The 14,454-nt window shown below is 60.8% G+C and carries 12 protein-coding genes and 2 pseudogenes; 8 read left to right on the forward strand and 6 right to left on the reverse strand.

The annotated features are described in order from the left end of the window. Positions 1-139: 139 nt before the first annotated feature. Complete coding sequence (locus tag IBT46_RS00250) at positions 140-556, forward strand: secondary thiamine-phosphate synthase enzyme YjbQ (protein ID WP_200543039.1); 417 nt, start codon at positions 140-142, stop codon at positions 554-556. Between the two features lie 24 nt (positions 557-580). Here the strand turns inward: IBT46_RS00250 and IBT46_RS00255 are convergent, their stop codons facing one another. Beyond that, the gene (locus IBT46_RS00255; RefSeq protein WP_200543040.1) at positions 581-1,759 is read right to left on the reverse strand and encodes an aminotransferase class I/II-fold pyridoxal phosphate-dependent enzyme; all 1,179 of its coding nucleotides are present in this window, start codon (positions 1,757-1,759) and stop codon (positions 581-583) included. A gap of 242 nt (positions 1,760-2,001) precedes the next feature. On the opposite strand from IBT46_RS00255, the gene IBT46_RS00260 reads away from it, so the two are divergent. From IBT46_RS00260 to IBT46_RS27160, 7 genes and pseudogenes are all read left to right on the forward strand, one after another. Further along, complete coding sequence (locus IBT46_RS00260; RefSeq protein ID WP_105592288.1) at positions 2,002-2,814, forward strand: MetQ/NlpA family ABC transporter substrate-binding protein; 813 nt, start codon at positions 2,002-2,004, stop codon at positions 2,812-2,814. Then, positions 2,811-3,836: a methionine ABC transporter ATP-binding protein gene (locus IBT46_RS00265; RefSeq protein WP_200543041.1), complete on the forward strand. Its 1,026-nt coding sequence runs from the start codon at positions 2,811-2,813 to the stop codon at positions 3,834-3,836. The genes IBT46_RS00260 and IBT46_RS00265 overlap by 4 nt, the downstream gene beginning before the upstream one ends. Continuing rightward, the gene (locus IBT46_RS00270) at positions 3,829-4,497 is read left to right on the forward strand and encodes a methionine ABC transporter permease (RefSeq protein WP_200543042.1); all 669 of its coding nucleotides are present in this window, start codon (positions 3,829-3,831) and stop codon (positions 4,495-4,497) included. The genes IBT46_RS00265 and IBT46_RS00270 overlap by 8 nt, the downstream gene beginning before the upstream one ends. Positions 4,498-4,514: 17 nt before the next feature. Beyond that, complete coding sequence (locus tag IBT46_RS00275) at positions 4,515-4,979, forward strand: S-ribosylhomocysteine lyase (protein ID WP_200543043.1); 465 nt, start codon at positions 4,515-4,517, stop codon at positions 4,977-4,979. Continuing rightward, entirely contained in the window at positions 4,979-5,740 is a 762-nt protein-coding gene (locus tag IBT46_RS00280; protein WP_200543044.1) for an SDR family NAD(P)-dependent oxidoreductase, read from the forward strand. The genes IBT46_RS00275 and IBT46_RS00280 overlap by 1 nt, the downstream gene beginning before the upstream one ends. 15 nt (positions 5,741-5,755) lie before the next feature. Beyond that, a pseudogene (locus IBT46_RS00285) lies at positions 5,756-8,068 on the forward strand (molybdopterin-dependent oxidoreductase); the annotation flags it as partial. Between the two features lie 129 nt (positions 8,069-8,197). Beyond that, positions 8,198-9,244, forward strand: a pseudogene (locus IBT46_RS27160) (iron-containing alcohol dehydrogenase family protein); the annotation flags it as partial. A 118-nt stretch (positions 9,245-9,362) separates the two neighbouring features. Here IBT46_RS27160 and IBT46_RS00290 read toward each other — a convergent pair. The 5 genes from IBT46_RS00290 to IBT46_RS00310 are packed head-to-tail and all read right to left on the reverse strand — an operon-like array spanning position 9,363 to position 14,101. Further along, entirely contained in the window at positions 9,363-10,481 is a 1,119-nt protein-coding gene (locus IBT46_RS00290) for a M20 family metallopeptidase (protein WP_200543046.1), read from the reverse strand. Beyond that, entirely contained in the window at positions 10,481-11,236 is a 756-nt protein-coding gene (locus IBT46_RS00295) for a glutamine amidotransferase (protein WP_200543047.1), read from the reverse strand. Before IBT46_RS00295 ends, IBT46_RS00290 begins: the two co-directional genes overlap by 1 nt. Positions 11,237-11,251: 15 nt before the next feature. After that, positions 11,252-12,331, reverse strand: a complete 1,080-nt coding sequence (locus IBT46_RS00300; RefSeq protein WP_200543048.1) for a phosphotriesterase — start codon at positions 12,329-12,331, stop codon at positions 11,252-11,254. Between the two features lie 3 nt (positions 12,332-12,334). Further along, positions 12,335-13,336, reverse strand: a complete 1,002-nt coding sequence (locus tag IBT46_RS00305; protein WP_200543049.1) for an ABC transporter permease — start codon at positions 13,334-13,336, stop codon at positions 12,335-12,337. 18 nt (positions 13,337-13,354) lie between these two features. Beyond that, on the reverse strand, positions 13,355-14,101 hold the full coding sequence (locus IBT46_RS00310; RefSeq protein WP_172606574.1) for an ATP-binding cassette domain-containing protein: 747 nt from the start codon (positions 14,099-14,101) through the stop codon (positions 13,355-13,357). Between the last annotated feature and the right edge of the window lie 353 nt (positions 14,102-14,454).

A 14,454-nucleotide genomic window follows, 5' to 3' on the forward strand; every position in this document is an offset into this window, starting at 1 on the left:
CTCCCTCAACCCTTCAGCCCTTCAATGCACCAGAGCACCAAACTTCTTCATCCTGATTTGACGGTTTCAACGCTTTCCGGTTTACCTTTGCCTCATATGCGGCACACTTAACGCATCAGTTACGTTAAGGAGCCAGACAATGTGGTATCAGCAAACCTTCACCCTGAACGCCAAACCGCGCGGTTTTCACCTCGTCACCGATGAAATCCTCGGCGAACTGCGCCGCCTGAGTGATGTGCAGACCGGCCTGCTGCATCTGCTGTTGCAGCACACCTCGGCCTCATTAACGTTGAATGAAAACTGCGACCCTACGGTACGCAGCGATATGGAGCAGCACTTCCTGCGCCACGTGCCGGAGAATGCGCCTTACAAGCATGACTACGAAGGCCCGGACGATATGCCCGCGCACATTAAATCCTCACTGCTCGGCACGTCGTTGCTGCTGCCGGTCAGCCGTGGGCGGCTGCTGTTAGGCACCTGGCAGGGGATTTATCTGGGCGAGCACCGCATTCACGGCGGCGAGCGGCGGATCGTGGCGACGCTACAGGGGGAGTAAAATGCCCATTCCCCGCCAGCTGCATCAGCTAAACAATTTCAGTGCCGCAATCCGCTGTAGCGATGCATCCAGCGCCTCGTCGCTGGCGGTCAGGCTCAGGCGCACAAACCCTTCGCCGCCCGCGCCGAAACCGTGGCCGGGAGCAACCAGCACCTGCGCCTCGTGCAGCAGGCGTTCGGTGAACTGCTGCGAACTGTAACCCGCTGGCACCGGCAGCCAGAGGAAGAAGGTGCCCTGGCGGGCATCCACCGGCCAGCGCATCGCTTCCAGCGCGCGGATGACCCGCTCGCGGCGGCGGTGGTAAAGCGCGGCAAACTCCGCTACCGCGCTCTCCGGCAGATCCAGCGCGGTAATCGCCGCATCCTGCACCGCGCCAAACACCGTGCTGTAGCTGTGGGTGTGCAGCTTTTTAAATGCGCTAATCACCGAGGCGTTGCCGACGGCGAAACCAAAGCGCCAGCCCGCCATCAGGAAGGTTTTCGACATCGTATAGATTTCCACGCTCCACTCTTTAGCCTCCGGCTGCGACAGCAGGCTGGGCGGCGCTTCCTGAGCATGGCGGCCAATCGCCGAGTAGGCGAAGTCGTGCAGCAGCGGAACGTTCAGCCGCTGGACGAACGCCAGCGCATCGTCAAACAGCTGCGGGGTGGCCACCGCCCCGGTCGGGTTGTGTGGATAGTTGAGCATGAGCAGACCGGCCTCGCGGGCAACCGCTTCCGGCACCTCGGTAAAGTCCGGCAGAAACTGGTTTTTAGCGTGCAGCGGGATGCCGTAAAACTGCGCCTGCGCCTGTGCGGCGGCCGAACGATAAATCGGGTAGCAGGGATCGGTCGAAATCAGAAACTGACCGGGCGCGAGCAGCGCGCGCGGCAGGCCGGTGACGCCGATATGCGAGCCGTGGAAAACGGCAATCTCGCTATCCGGGTCCAGCTCTACGCCGTACTGGCGCTGATAAAAGCGGGCGATCGCCTGGCGCAGCGCGGGTTTGCCCCAGAACGACGGGTAATCGTGGTTTTCCGGCTGTGCGGCGGCGGATTGCAGCGTGGCGACCACCGCTGCCGGAGTGGGCTGGCGCGGGCTGCCGGAAGAAAGGTCAATCAGCGGACGCTGCGAGGTATCGATCTGTGCCGCCATCTTTTCCAGCGCGCTAAACAGATTTTCTTCTAATTGATCTAAAAGGGGGGAAGCAGAAAATACCGGCATAATACTTCTCGATAAAAACCATGAATAGCCGGACTATCGCATAGCCCATCGGTGCATAAAAATGAAATTGTTCGGCGGCGAAAAGATAAAAACAGATATCGATATGCAAAAAAAGTAATAACAAATAACGGATAAGGTTAGCACAATAAAGATATTGAGCAGAATTCACTTTCGCTGCAAAGTCCTGAGTATATTGGAATCATTTATTTTATATTCAACACTTCACCGGAGAGAGCATTGTTATGCGCAGGTCATTGATTAGCGGACTGGTTGTTGCCTTATTGTCTTCTGCTGTAGTTATTTCGACAGCGCATGCCGATGATAAACTAATTCGTGTGGGTTTTAACCCCGGCCCTTATAAAGAGCAGTTCCAGAATGGCGTTGCACCATTTTTGATCAAGAAGGGATATAAAGTCGAGTATAAAGATTTCAGCGACGGTATTCAGGTTAACGATGCGGTGGCGCGGGGTAATATTGAAGCCAATATTATGCAGCACCCGGTGTATTTAAAATCGGTCAACGAACGTCTGGGTATTGATAACGTCGGCATTGTGCAGGTGCCAACCCCGCCGATGGGACTCTATGCCGGCAAGCTCAACACGCTGGATACGCCGAAACCGGGCACGGTGATTTCAGTACCAAACCAGGCACCTAATGAATATCGCGCCCTGCTGGTGCTGCAAAGCCTCGGCTGGGTCAAACTGAAGGCCGATATCGACCCGGCGACCTTCTCGCAGAAAGCCATCAGTGAAAACCCGTACAAAATCGTGCTGAAAGAGATGGATAACGCCCAGCAGGTTCGCGCGCTGCCGGATGTGGACTTCGGGCTGATTCAGGGCAACTTCGCCGTTTCCAGCGGGATGAAATTAAGCTCGGCGCTCAAGCTGGAAACGCCAACCAGCCAGTTTATCAACGTGGTGACGGTGGCCGGTAAAAATAAAGACGCGCAGTTCGCCAAGGACATCGTGGCGGGCTACCACTCCGCCGAGTTTAAAACCTATATCACCACCCATTCACAGTACGACGGCTACCTGCAGCCCAGCTATTTCAAATGAGTCAGCCGGTTATCCGCTTTAACGCGGTCAGCAAAACGTTTACCCGCAAGGGAGAAAGCTTCCTTGCGCTGGATAACGTCAACCTGACGATTAATCAGGGCGATATCTTCGGCGTTATCGGTGCCAGCGGCGCGGGAAAAAGTACGCTGCTGCGCCTGATTAACCATCTGGAAGCGCCCACCGAGGGCGATGTGCTGATTAACGATCTGTCGCTGCAGGGCATCAGTAAGAAACAGCTGAACCAGGTGAAGAAAGATATCGGCATGATCTTTCAGCACTTTAACCTGCTGAACTCGCGCACGGTATTTCACAACGTGGCAATCCCGCTGATCTTACAGGGGCGCGATAAAGCCTTTATCCGCGAACGGGTGAGCGAGCTGCTGGCCTTCGTGAACCTTAGCGATAAAGCCGAAAGCTATCCCGATGAACTTTCCGGCGGGCAAAAGCAGCGCGTGGGTATTGCCCGCGCGCTGGCCACTAACCCGTCGATCCTGCTGTGTGACGAAGCCACCTCGGCGCTGGACCCGCACACCACCGTGCAGATCCTGCTGCTGCTGCAGGAAATTAATCGCCGCTACGGCATCACCATCGTGCTGATCACCCATGAAATGTCGGTGGTGCAAAAAATCTGCCACAAGGTCGCGGTGATGGCGCAGGGGAAGGTGGTTGAGCAGGGTAACGTGCTTGAGCTGTTTGGGCAGCCGAAAGATTCTGTCACCGCCAGCTTTGTGCAGTCGGTGATCCACGATCGCCTGCCGGAGCAGACCGTGGCGCGCATCAAACAGCAAAGCCAGAGCCGGGCGCTGCGGCTGGAATTCGTGGGGCAGACCGCGCAGCAGCCGATCGTCAACCGGCTGATCCGCGAGTATCCGGTGGAGGTCAATATCCTGTTTGCCAACATGTCTGAAATTCAGAGCACCATTCTCGGCTTTATGATCGTGCAGATCGGCGGAGAAGCGGCGGATATCGACGCGGCGATCCGCTACCTCCATGACGCAGGAGTGAAAATCAGCGATGTTTGAATTTATTGATACCGCCATCACCGGCGATCAGTTCCTGCTGGCGCTGTACGACACGCTGATCATGGTCAGCGTCTCGCTGGGCTTTGGCGCACTGCTCGGCATCCCGCTGGGCATCGTGCTGGTGCTGTGCCGCCCCGGCGGCATTCTGCCGAACGGCACGCTGCACCAGATCCTTAATCCGGTGGTGAATATCCTGCGCTCGCTGCCGTTTATCATCCTGCTGATCACCATTCTGCCGGTGACACGCTGGCTGGTCGGCACCACTATCGGCACCCCCGGCGCGATTGTGCCGCTGGTAGTGTTTATCGCCCCCTATATCGCCCGGCTGGTGGAAAGCTCGCTGCTGGAGGTGGATGACGGCATCCTCGAATCCGCCAATGCCATGGGAGCAAGCACCTTTCAAACCATCTGGCACTTTATGCTGCCGGAGGCCGCATCATCGCTGATCCTCGCGCTGACCACCGCCACCATCGGCCTGCTGGGTGCCACCGCAATGGCGGGCACCGTTGGCGGCGGCGGTATCGGTGATCTGGCCATTACCTACGGCTACCAGCGTTTTGATGCCTTTGCCACGCTGAGCACCGCGCTGGTGCTGATCGTTATCGTGCAGCTTTTACAGACCTTCGGCACGCGTCTGGCGCGCCGGATACGTCGCGAATAATCGTAAGGAGAAACCGTATGCCAGTAGTAGAGAGCTTTACCCTCGACCACAACAAAGTCATCGCCCCGTATGTGCGGGTGGCCGGTAATGAAAAACACGCGCTGGGCAGCGTGGTAGAAAAATACGACCTGCGCCTGCTGCAGCCGAACGCGGATGCCATCCCGACCGCCGCGCTGCACACGCTGGAGCACCTGCTGGCCTTCGGCCTGCGCGAAGAGCTGGACGGCGTAATCGACATTTCCCCGATGGGCTGCCGCACCGGCTTCTATCTCATCCTGTGGGATAACCGCGATCCGAAAACCATCGCCACCGCGCTGACCCGCGTGCTGGAGCGGGTGGTTGATGCCACCGACGTACCGGCGGTGACGCCGCTGGAGTGCGGCAACTATCGCGATCACTCGCTGTTCTCGGCGAAAGAGTACGCGCGTCAGGTGCTGGCGGCCGGGATCAGCACTGACGCCTTTTCCCGTCAGGTGGTTTGATGGTTGCCATCGATCTCCAGGGGCAGACGGCGGTGGTCACCGGCGGCCTGCAGGGAATCGGGCGGGCCATTGCCGAGCTGCTGCATCAGGCCGGTGCCAACGTGGTGGTGGGCGACATCGCCATCACCGCGCGGGAAACCGGCGACCGCTGGCTGTGGCTGCCGTGTGATATCGCCCGACCTGAACAGGCGGGCGAGCTGATTGCCGCGGCGCAGCAGCAGTTTGGCAGGGTGGATATCCTGGTCAACAGCTGCGGCGTGTCGGCGATGAGCCGCATCGACGAACTGGATGAAGCGGCCTGGCAGCGCATCCTCGACGTGAACGTCAAGGGCGTTGGCTACGCCTCGCAGGCCGCTATCGCCCTGATGAAGCCCCAGCGCTACGGCCGCATAATCAATATCGCCTCGCAGGCGGGGAAAAACGGCTATCGCCTGATGGGGCAGTACGTCGCCTCTAAACATGCGGTACTGGGTTTAACCAAGGTGGCGGCGATTGAGCTGGCACACGACAACATCCTCGTTAACGCCGTCTGCCCCGGCATCGTTGAAACACCGATGAAATGGCACGAGCGGGAGCTGGGCGGTAAACTGCGTGGGCTGACGGCGGAGGATATCTATGCCGAAGACTGTTCGCAGGTGCCGCTGGGCCGCACCGCGCAGCCGGAAGACGTCGCCAACGTGGTGCTGTTTCTCGCCAGCCCGCTGTCCTCCTATATGACCGGCCAGGCGATTAATGTCACTGGCGGAATGACCATGCACTAACTCCCGGAGCGCACCATGAGCCAGCAGGCCGAAGCCGATAAACGACTGACCGTCACCCACTGGGGCACCTATAGGGTGACCACCGATAACGGCGTGCTGACCGCCGTCGAGCCGGTGGAGTGGGACCGCAATCCGTCGAAGATTGGCTTCTCGATGCCGGGCGCGGTGCAGGGCAATAGCCGCGTGCGGCGACCGGCGGTCAGGCTCGGCTATTTGCAGGGCAAACCGGCGAATCGCGAGGGGCGCGGTAAAGAACCCTTTGTGGAAGTGAGCTGGGAGCAGGCGCTGTCGCTGGTGGCCGATGAGCTGCGGCGGGTGAAAGACACCCACGGTAATCAGGCGATCTACGGTGGTTCCTACGGCTGGTCGAGCGCCGGGCGTTTCCACCATGCGCAAAGTCAGCTGCACCGCTTCCTCAATCAGTTTGGCGGCTATACCGCCAGCACCAACACGTACAGTATCGCCGCCGGAGAGCGGGTTTTACCGCATATTCTCGGCGATCTCGACGATCTTCAGCGTCAGCACACCCACTGGCCGGTGCTGGCTGAACACTGCGAGCTGTTTGTTGCCATCGGCGGCCTGCCGCTGCGTAACGCGCAGGTCAACGGCGGTGGGGCCAACGATCACGCCCTCGATCACTGGCTGCAAACCCTGCGCGCCAACGGCTGCCGCTTTATCAACGTCAGCCCGGTGCGCAACGATCTTGCCGCCGTCGGCGATGCCGACTGGCTGGCGCTCCGGCCCGGCAGCGATACCGCGCTGCTGCTGGCGGTGTGCCAGGTACTGATTGCCGAACGCCGGGTGAACCAGGACTTTATTGCCCGCTGTACGGTCGGTTTTGAGCGCTTTGCGGCCTACGTGCAGGGCGAGGACGACGGCGAAGCCAAAACCCCTGAGTGGGCGGCGACCCTCACCGGGCTGGAGGCGGAGACGATCCGACAGCTGGCGCGGCAGATGGCGCAGAAGAAAACGATGATCAATATGGCGTGGTCGGTGCAGCGCGCGCGGCAGGGCGAGCAGGCCTACTGGGCGCTGGTGGCGGTCACCGCGCTGCTCGGGCAGATTGGCACCCCTGGCGGCGGCATCGGTTTCGGCTATGCCTCTACCAACCTGGCCGGAGCTGAGCGGCGGCGCTTTTCCGGCCCGCGTATGCCTGCGGGCCGCAACGCGGTCAGCGCGCGCATTCCAGTGGCGCGTATCACCGATATGCTGCTGCACCCCGGTGAACACTACGAATTCGACGGTCAGACCTTAACCTATCCCGATATCCGCCTTGTTTACTGGGCGGGCGGCAACAGCTTCCATCATCATCAGGATCTCAACCGGCTGATTGAAGGCTGGCGGCGGCCGGACACGGTGATCGTCCATGAACAGTACTGGACCGCCCAGGCCAAATTCGCCGATATCGTGCTGCCCGCCACCACTTCGCTGGAGCGGGAGGATATCGGCAGCGCCAGCAACGACGGCTTTATGATCGCCATGCGTCAGCATCTGCCGCCGCAGGGGGAAGCACGCGATGATTACGCCATCTTCAGTGCGCTGGCGGAAAAACTGGATTTCGCCGCGCAGTTTACCGAAGGGCACAGCGCGCGCGGCTGGCTGGAGAGGATTTATCACGAATCCCGGCCGCGAGCCGCAGAGGAGGGCATTCAGCTGCCCGACTTCGAGGCCTTCTGGGCGCAGGGCAAGCTGGAATATGCCGCACCCGACGTGCCGCAAATCCTGCTGAAGGCGTTCCGTGACGATCCCGAGGCAGCGCCGCTGTCCACCCCGTCGGGGAAAATCGAGCTGTTCTCCGCCGCGGTGGCCGCCTTCGGCTACCGCGAAGCGCCGGGCCACGCCTGGTGGGATAAGGATGAGCAGAATGCCCAGCAGGAACAGCGCCAGCGCTGGCCGCTGCATCTGCTTTCCAGCCAGCCGCGCACGCGGCTGCACAGCCAGTACGATCATGGGTCAGTCAGCCAGCAGACCAAAATTAACGGCCGCGAGCCGCTGTGGATGCACCCGCAGGATGCCGCCGCGCGCGGCATCGGCGAGCGGGATATCGTGAAGGTGTTTAACGATCGCGGCGCGCTGCTGGCGGGCGTGCATCTCACCGAGGATATCCGGCCCGGCGTGGTGCAGATCTCCACCGGGGCCTGGTACGACCCGCTGAACGCGCAGGAAAACCGTTCTCTGGATAAACACGGCAACCCGAACGTATTAACCACCGATATCGGCAGCTCCCGGCTCGGCCAGGGCAGCACCGCGCAGACCTGCTTCGTGGAGATCGCCTGCTTTAATGAACCGCTTCCTGAGGTGACCGCCTGGCTGCCGCCGACGTTTGTGGCCTGGACCGGCGCGACAACACAGGAACCGTGGCCCCCACAGATTTTCTTAGCATCGGAGGATGCCATGAGCACAGAGCAACCGCTATCAACGCCCGCGCAGTTCACCATCAAGTCGCCGGGCAACTATATTCAGCAGCCGGGCCTGATCCATCAGGTCGGCGAGCGCATTCGTCCGCTGGTCGGCCATCTGCGCATTCTCACCTCGCCGCAGGCCTGGCGGGCGGTGAACCCGGCGCTGGAAGAGAGCCTGAACCGGGCCGGCCTGCGCTGGCAGGTGGAATATTTAACCGGCGAATGCACCGATGCGGCGATTGCGCAGTTCCGCCACAACCTGCTGGAGCAGGGTGCGGAAGGGATTCTGGCCATCGGCGGCGGGCGCGTGCTGGATACCGCCAAGGCCGTTAACGATGCGCTGGGCGATCGCCGGCTGTTTGCGCTGCCGACGCTGGCGGCTACCTGCGCCGCCTGGTCACCGCTGGCGATTACCTATAATGACGAGGGCGGCCATCTCGACAGCCGGGCGCTGGACGCCATGCCCGCGCTGATTCTGGTCGACAGCGACATTATCGCCCGCGCCGACGTGCGCTATCTGCGCTCCGGCATCGTTGATGCGCTGGCGAAATGGGTAGAGTTCGATCCCTGGCAGCGACACAACCCGCACCACCTGGCGCTGGAGGTGAAAGTCTCAGCGGCCAGGCAGGCGTACGATGCGTTCCTGCGCTGGGGCGAAGAGGCGGTCGCGGCGAATGAACGTCAGCAGGTGACGCCAGCGCTGGAAAAGGTGATTGAGGCCAGTATCGTGTTGGCTGGTTTAGCTAACAGCGTGCGCGGTGAGCTGGATACCCCGGGGCTGGCGCACGTCATCCACGATACGCTGACCCATCAGCCTGAGCTGCACGACTGGCTGCACGGCGAAAAAGTCGGGTTCAGCCTGCTGCTTCAGTCGCTGGTGGAACACGGCCAGCCGGATGCGCAGCTGCTCTCCCTGCTGAAAATTTACCGCAGCCCGCTGCGGCTGCCCGCGCTGGCAGGCGACAGAGCGGCACGCATTGCGCAGATCGCTGCCGATATCCGCTTTCCACAGAAGAGCCTGGGCGGACTGCCGTTTGCCGTCACTGCCGAGACGCTGCATCGGGCGCTGCTGGCGACCGAGGCGCAGAACTTCGCGGCATAATCTCAACCGATTAATTTGTTGCTGATGCTTCGAAGACGTGATGATGTGCGGGCAGGCTTCTCTGCCGGAATAACCCGCATGCGCAGTTGAAAAGCTGCCGGACGGCCCGGCGGCGGTGTTAATCCATCCAGTCCTGAATGATGTCTGCGTACAGCTGCTCCGCCTCTGCCAGCCGGCTGAGCAGGCAGTATTCGTCGGTCTGGTGCGCCATCGACGGCTCGCCGGGGCCGAGAATAATGCACGGCGGATTGCCGAGCGCGGGCAGCAGCAGCGAGGCATCGGTAAAGTAGGGCACCACGCGTGGTGTCAACGGGGCATCGTGCAGCGGCTGGCAGCGATGATACACCTGGCGAATCCAGGCGTGGCGCTCTTCGCTCAGCACCGCAGGCAAATCGACCAGCGTGGTCAGGGTGACGTTCTCGCCCAGCAGTGCGCCCAGCCGTTCGCGGATGGTGGCGTGCTGAAGATTCGGCGCGCTGCGGATATCGACATCAAACCGCGTACGGTCCGGCACCGAGTTAATGTTCAGCCCGCCCTCAATGCGCCCGACGTTCAGCGTTGGCTGCTTCATCAGCGGATGCGGCGCGCCCGGCGAGAAGTGGCGGATTTTGCCCAGCGCATCCGCCGCCAGATAAATGGCATTAATCCCCAGCTCCGGCATCGCGCCGTGGGCGGTTTTGCCACGCGTTTCGCAGCGCAGCCACAGCGCGCCTTTGTGCCCGATAACCGGGTAGTTGGCCGTCGGTTCACCGACGATCAGCGCGCCGATTTCCGGCAGATCCCCGGCTTCGATCAGCACTCGCGCGCCGTCACAGCCGGTTTCTTCGCCGCCGGTGATCAGCAGCACCGCGCCGCGCCCGTGAAGGATTTTCTGGCGGTGCTGAACGCAGGCGACGGCAAACGCCGCCACCGCCGCTTTCATATCGCTTGATCCCCGACCGTAGAGGCGATCGCCGTCGATCTGTGAGCCAAAAGGATCGAACTGCCACGACGCGTTGCCGAGCGGCACGGTATCCAGATGGCCGGTAAACGCCAGCGGCCTGCCCGGCGCGTTGCCGGGCAGGCGGGCCACCAGATTGCTGCGCCCCTCACCGAACGACGAGAGCGACACCTCAAAACCGTGGTCGCTGAGCCACCCGGCAAAAAAGCGCATGCAGTCGGCTTCATCACCCGGCGGGTTGATGGTGTTAAAGCCCAGCAGCTGCCGGGCCAGTTCAAGCGTGGTATCCGCCGCCATCAGCTGCGTTCCGTCAGCCAGTCAAGGCAGTTCACCCACAGCTGGCGATAGCCCGGCCATTTGGCAAACTCTTCCGGCAGCCAGTGGGCGGACATGTCGCTGGTCCACACCAGCGAGCGGCCCTGCTGGTATTCGCGCACCGCCAGCAGCGGATGCCCGCTGCCGGACACGGTAGCCAGCAGCTTGCCCTCCGGGCGCATCTCCACTTCGTTATAGCCCAGCAGCCACGGCCATTCGCCCGGAATATCGTTAAACACCGCGTGCGATTCAGTGACCTCGGCATAGCAGCCTTCCGGCGTTTCGATACGGTCGTCCCAGGCCAGGCAGCGTACCGGCAGCACTTTCTCCACCGCCGTATTGCGGTAGCGCGCGCCGCCGTTGATCCCCTGGAAACTGAAATAGCCGCCGATCATCATCAGCGAGCCACCGTTAGCCACGTAGTCATGCAGCAGCGTCAGGCGGTTGGCGGTACGGCGGCTTTTCAGCCAGGTATCCGGATGCAGCAGCAGCGTGTTGGCACCGATATCCGACAGGATAATTGCATCCCACTCCGCCAGCTCTTCCTGCGTCAGCGGGAAGTCGGTGGCCGCCGCGTGGGCGGGCATATAGGTGATGGCATAATTGCTGTCCGCCAGCGCGGCCAGGAAGTCGGTGGCGCCGTTGTGCCAGGTGGCGGTGGCAAACTGATCGAAGCCTTTCACGTGTACCGAGGTGCTGGTCCAGGATTCACCCACCAGTAAAATTTTCTTCTTCATCTGATTTATTCCTTTTTATCCGCCAAATACCCGCTGGGGATTACCGATCATTAAGGTTTCAAGTTGTTCACCGCTGACGCCGTGGCGCTTAAGGCGCGGGACAAAGTGCTTGAGAATGTAGCCATAGCCGTGGCCGCCGTAGCGGGTCAGCATGGTTTTCAGGAACACGTCCTGCGACAGCAAAATCTGCTGGATAAAGCCGTCGTCAATCAGCTCGCGAATGGCGCGGGCGTTTTCCTCGTCGGACGGCGACTGGGCCGATTCGTCGGCGTAGTAGTAGCTCATGCCGATCATGTCGTACTCCAGGAACGCGCCGCGCTGCGCCAGCTCGCGCTGATAGCGCTTGTCGGCAAAGCTCGGGTTCATATGGCACAGCACCGTATGGCGCAGATCGGCCCCTTCCTGCTCGAGGATATCCAGCACCTTATGCCCCAGCCGTTCCCAGCCCGGCAGATGCACCTCAATTGGCACGCCGGTGGCGGCGCTGGCGCGGCCCGCTGCGCGCAGGGACTTCTCTTCATCCGGCGTAAAGCGGCTGGAAATGCCGATTTCGCCGATCAGCCCGGCAATCACCTCCGGCTTTTCCTCCGCACCGCCGAGGTCGTAGATCAGCTTTTCGGCCAGCTGCTCCACGCTGGTGGTTTTCACCCACTCGGGGTGCGACGGCTCCAGATACAGCCCGGTGCCCATCACGATATTCAGCCCGGTGAGGCGCGAGATGCGCTGTAGCGCCTTCGGATCGCGGCCAATACCGATATTGGTCGGGTCGACCACCGTTTCCCCGCCGAGCGCACGGTATTTGGTCAACTCCTCAATCGCCAGATCGGCGTCAAACAGCTGGCAGTTATCGCGGCTCATCAGCGGATTCAGCGACAGCTCGCCGAGGTTTTCCATCTTCACCGGCATCTCGGCCAGGTGACGATCGCTACAGCAGCACGGCGGTACCCACTTGCCGGAGGCATCCAGCAGGATGTGCTCATGCATCAGCGTGACGCCCATCTCACCGATCGGCAGCGGGCCAAGCACCGTCATCACATAGCCGCTGCTGACGCCAACCGGCAGCGGGTGCGGATGGCGAAAAATTGATCCTTTCATAAGCTATCCTTTTGCCGCAGATCGCGTGGGGTTGAGAATGCGGGTGTTCAGCCAGATGGCCAGCAGGATGATGGTGCCGGTGGCTATCTGGGTATAGAACGGCGAAATGTGCGAGAGGATCAGCCCGTTCTGGATCACCGCAATCGACAGCGCGCCCAGCAGCGTGCCGATGATGGTGCCGAAGCCGCCGAACAGGCTGGTGCTGCCGAGCACGACGGCGGCAATCACCTGTAACTCAAAGCCTTCTCCCTGGTTAGATGAACCGCTGCCGAGGCGGGCAGTGATAATCATTCCGGCCAGCGCGGCGGCCATGCCGCTGATGATATACACCTTCATGGTGGCGGCCTTGGTATTGATCCCGCTGCGTCGCGCGCCCTCGGCGTTGGCGCCGATGGCGGTCACGTAGCGGCCAAAGCGCATATGATTCAGCACGACATGCCCGACAATCAGCACGATAATGGCGATCAGTGCGGGCATCGGGATACCCAGCACCCAGGCGCGGCCCATCAGGGTAAACAGGCTGTCTTCAGGCACCGGAATCGAATAGCCCTGAGTGACCAGCAGCGCGATACCGCGCACGACCGCCAGGGTGGCGAGGGTGACGATAAACGCCGGTATCCCTTCGTAGGCGATGAAAAAGCCGTTAATTGCGCCGACCAGCCCGCCGAGCAGCAGACCACCCAGCAGCACGACCGGCCACGGCAGCCCCCAGTTATTCAGGGCGATAGCGGAAAGGGCACCGACCAGCGCAAGGGTGGACCCCACTGACAAATCGATACCGCCGGTGGTGATCACCAGGGTCATGGCGGTGGCGACGATCAGCAGCGGCGCGCTCTGGCGAACGATGTTCAGCCAGTTGGTGCCGGTGAGGAAGTTACTGGTGATCAGCGAAAACACCACGCAGCAGAAGACGAAAAACAGTGCGATGCTGACTACGCCCGAGTGGTTATGCAGCAGGCGGCGCGGCAGCGAGTGCTGGATCATGCGGGAGCTGCTTAAGTTCATGATACTCATCCTGTTACCTCAGTGTGCGGCGGCAGAGCGAGCGGTGAATTTTTCGCCCACAATCAGGTTAACGATATCGCTCAGATCGGTGTCTGCGACCCGGCGTTCAGCCACGTTGGTGCCTTCATACATCACCATAATCCGATCGCAGACCAGGAACAGATCCTGCAGACGGTGGGTAATCAGGATCACGCTCACCCCACGGGCGGAAACGCGGCGGATTAACTCCAGCACCGCTTCCACTTCTGCCACGGCCAGCGCGGCAGTAGGTTCGTCCATAATCAGCACTTTCGGGTCAAACGCCGCCGCACGGGCAATGGCGATGGCCTGGCGCTGACCGCCGGAGAGATTGCGCACCAGCAGGCGGGTATCGGGAATAGAAATTCCCAGCCCTTTCAGCATTTCACGCGCATCGGCGTGCATTTTGGCTTCATCAAGGAACGGAATGCCGAGGATCGATTTCATCGGTTCGCGGCCCATAAACAGATTTCCGGCCACGTCGACCGTGTCGCACAGCGACAGATCCTGATAAACCATCTCGATATGGCAGCGGCGGGAATCCGCAGGGTTAGTGAACTGGTGCGCTTCGCCGTCAATGCGGATTGTGCCGCTGGTGGGGACCACCGCGCCGGAGAGCACTTTGGTCAGGGTGGATTTCCCTGCGCCGTTATCGCCCACCAGGCCGAGCACTTCCCCTGGAGCCAGTTCCAGGTTCACGCCGCGCAGTGAGCGTATCGACCCGTAGGTCTTGGTGATATTGATCATTTCTACCCGTGGCGGGGTAGTCTGGGGCTGCTGCATCTGATAACTCCCATCGCTGGTGCCGGGAAAATGTCTGCCTGGCTGCGGGAAAGTCATCCATCCAACACGGTTTACACCCTTGTAAACCGGTTTACCTGCGGAATGGAGCTTTCCGTATCACAATCAGGTCAAACGCTATTTAAGATATTTGTTCGCCAGTCAGTCTTTGCAGCATCCGTGCCAGGGCAGGAACAACACAGCAGCCCGGTGGTTTAACTCTCTGTAGCACAACGAATTTATTAACAATTCGTTAGTAAACCGGTTTACTGATTATAGCGAAGGGATTTTAAATTGAACGCTTTTTGCGCCAAAATTGG

Source organism: Erwinia sp. S38, from assembly GCF_016624545.1.
In the GTDB taxonomy this organism is placed as follows: Bacteria; Pseudomonadota; Gammaproteobacteria; order Enterobacterales; family Enterobacteriaceae; genus Erwinia; species Erwinia coffeiphila.

Coding starts and splice junctions, on each gene's coding strand:
- IBT46_RS00255 (WP_200543040.1), bottom strand. CDS start 1,759: ATGCCGGTATTTTCTGCTTCCCCCCTTTTAGATCAATTAGAAGAAAAT.
- IBT46_RS00295 (WP_200543047.1), bottom strand. CDS start 11,236: ATGAAGAAGAAAATTTTACTGGTGGGTGAATCCTGGACCAGCACCTCG.
- IBT46_RS00290 (WP_200543046.1), bottom strand. CDS start 10,481: ATGGCGGCGGATACCACGCTTGAACTGGCCCGGCAGCTGCTGGGCTTT.
- IBT46_RS00250 (WP_200543039.1), top strand. CDS start 140: ATGTGGTATCAGCAAACCTTCACCCTGAACGCCAAACCGCGCGGTTTT.
- IBT46_RS00310 (WP_172606574.1), bottom strand. CDS start 14,101: ATGATCAATATCACCAAGACCTACGGGTCGATACGCTCACTGCGCGGC.
- IBT46_RS00275 (WP_200543043.1), top strand. CDS start 4,515: ATGCCAGTAGTAGAGAGCTTTACCCTCGACCACAACAAAGTCATCGCC.
- IBT46_RS00260 (WP_105592288.1), top strand. CDS start 2,002: ATGCGCAGGTCATTGATTAGCGGACTGGTTGTTGCCTTATTGTCTTCT.
- IBT46_RS00305 (WP_200543049.1), bottom strand. CDS start 13,336: ATGAACTTAAGCAGCTCCCGCATGATCCAGCACTCGCTGCCGCGCCGC.
- IBT46_RS00300 (WP_200543048.1), bottom strand. CDS start 12,331: ATGAAAGGATCAATTTTTCGCCATCCGCACCCGCTGCCGGTTGGCGTC.
- IBT46_RS00270 (WP_200543042.1), top strand. CDS start 3,829: ATGTTTGAATTTATTGATACCGCCATCACCGGCGATCAGTTCCTGCTG.
- IBT46_RS00280 (WP_200543044.1), top strand. CDS start 4,979: ATGGTTGCCATCGATCTCCAGGGGCAGACGGCGGTGGTCACCGGCGGC.
- IBT46_RS00265 (WP_200543041.1), top strand. CDS start 2,811: ATGAGTCAGCCGGTTATCCGCTTTAACGCGGTCAGCAAAACGTTTACC.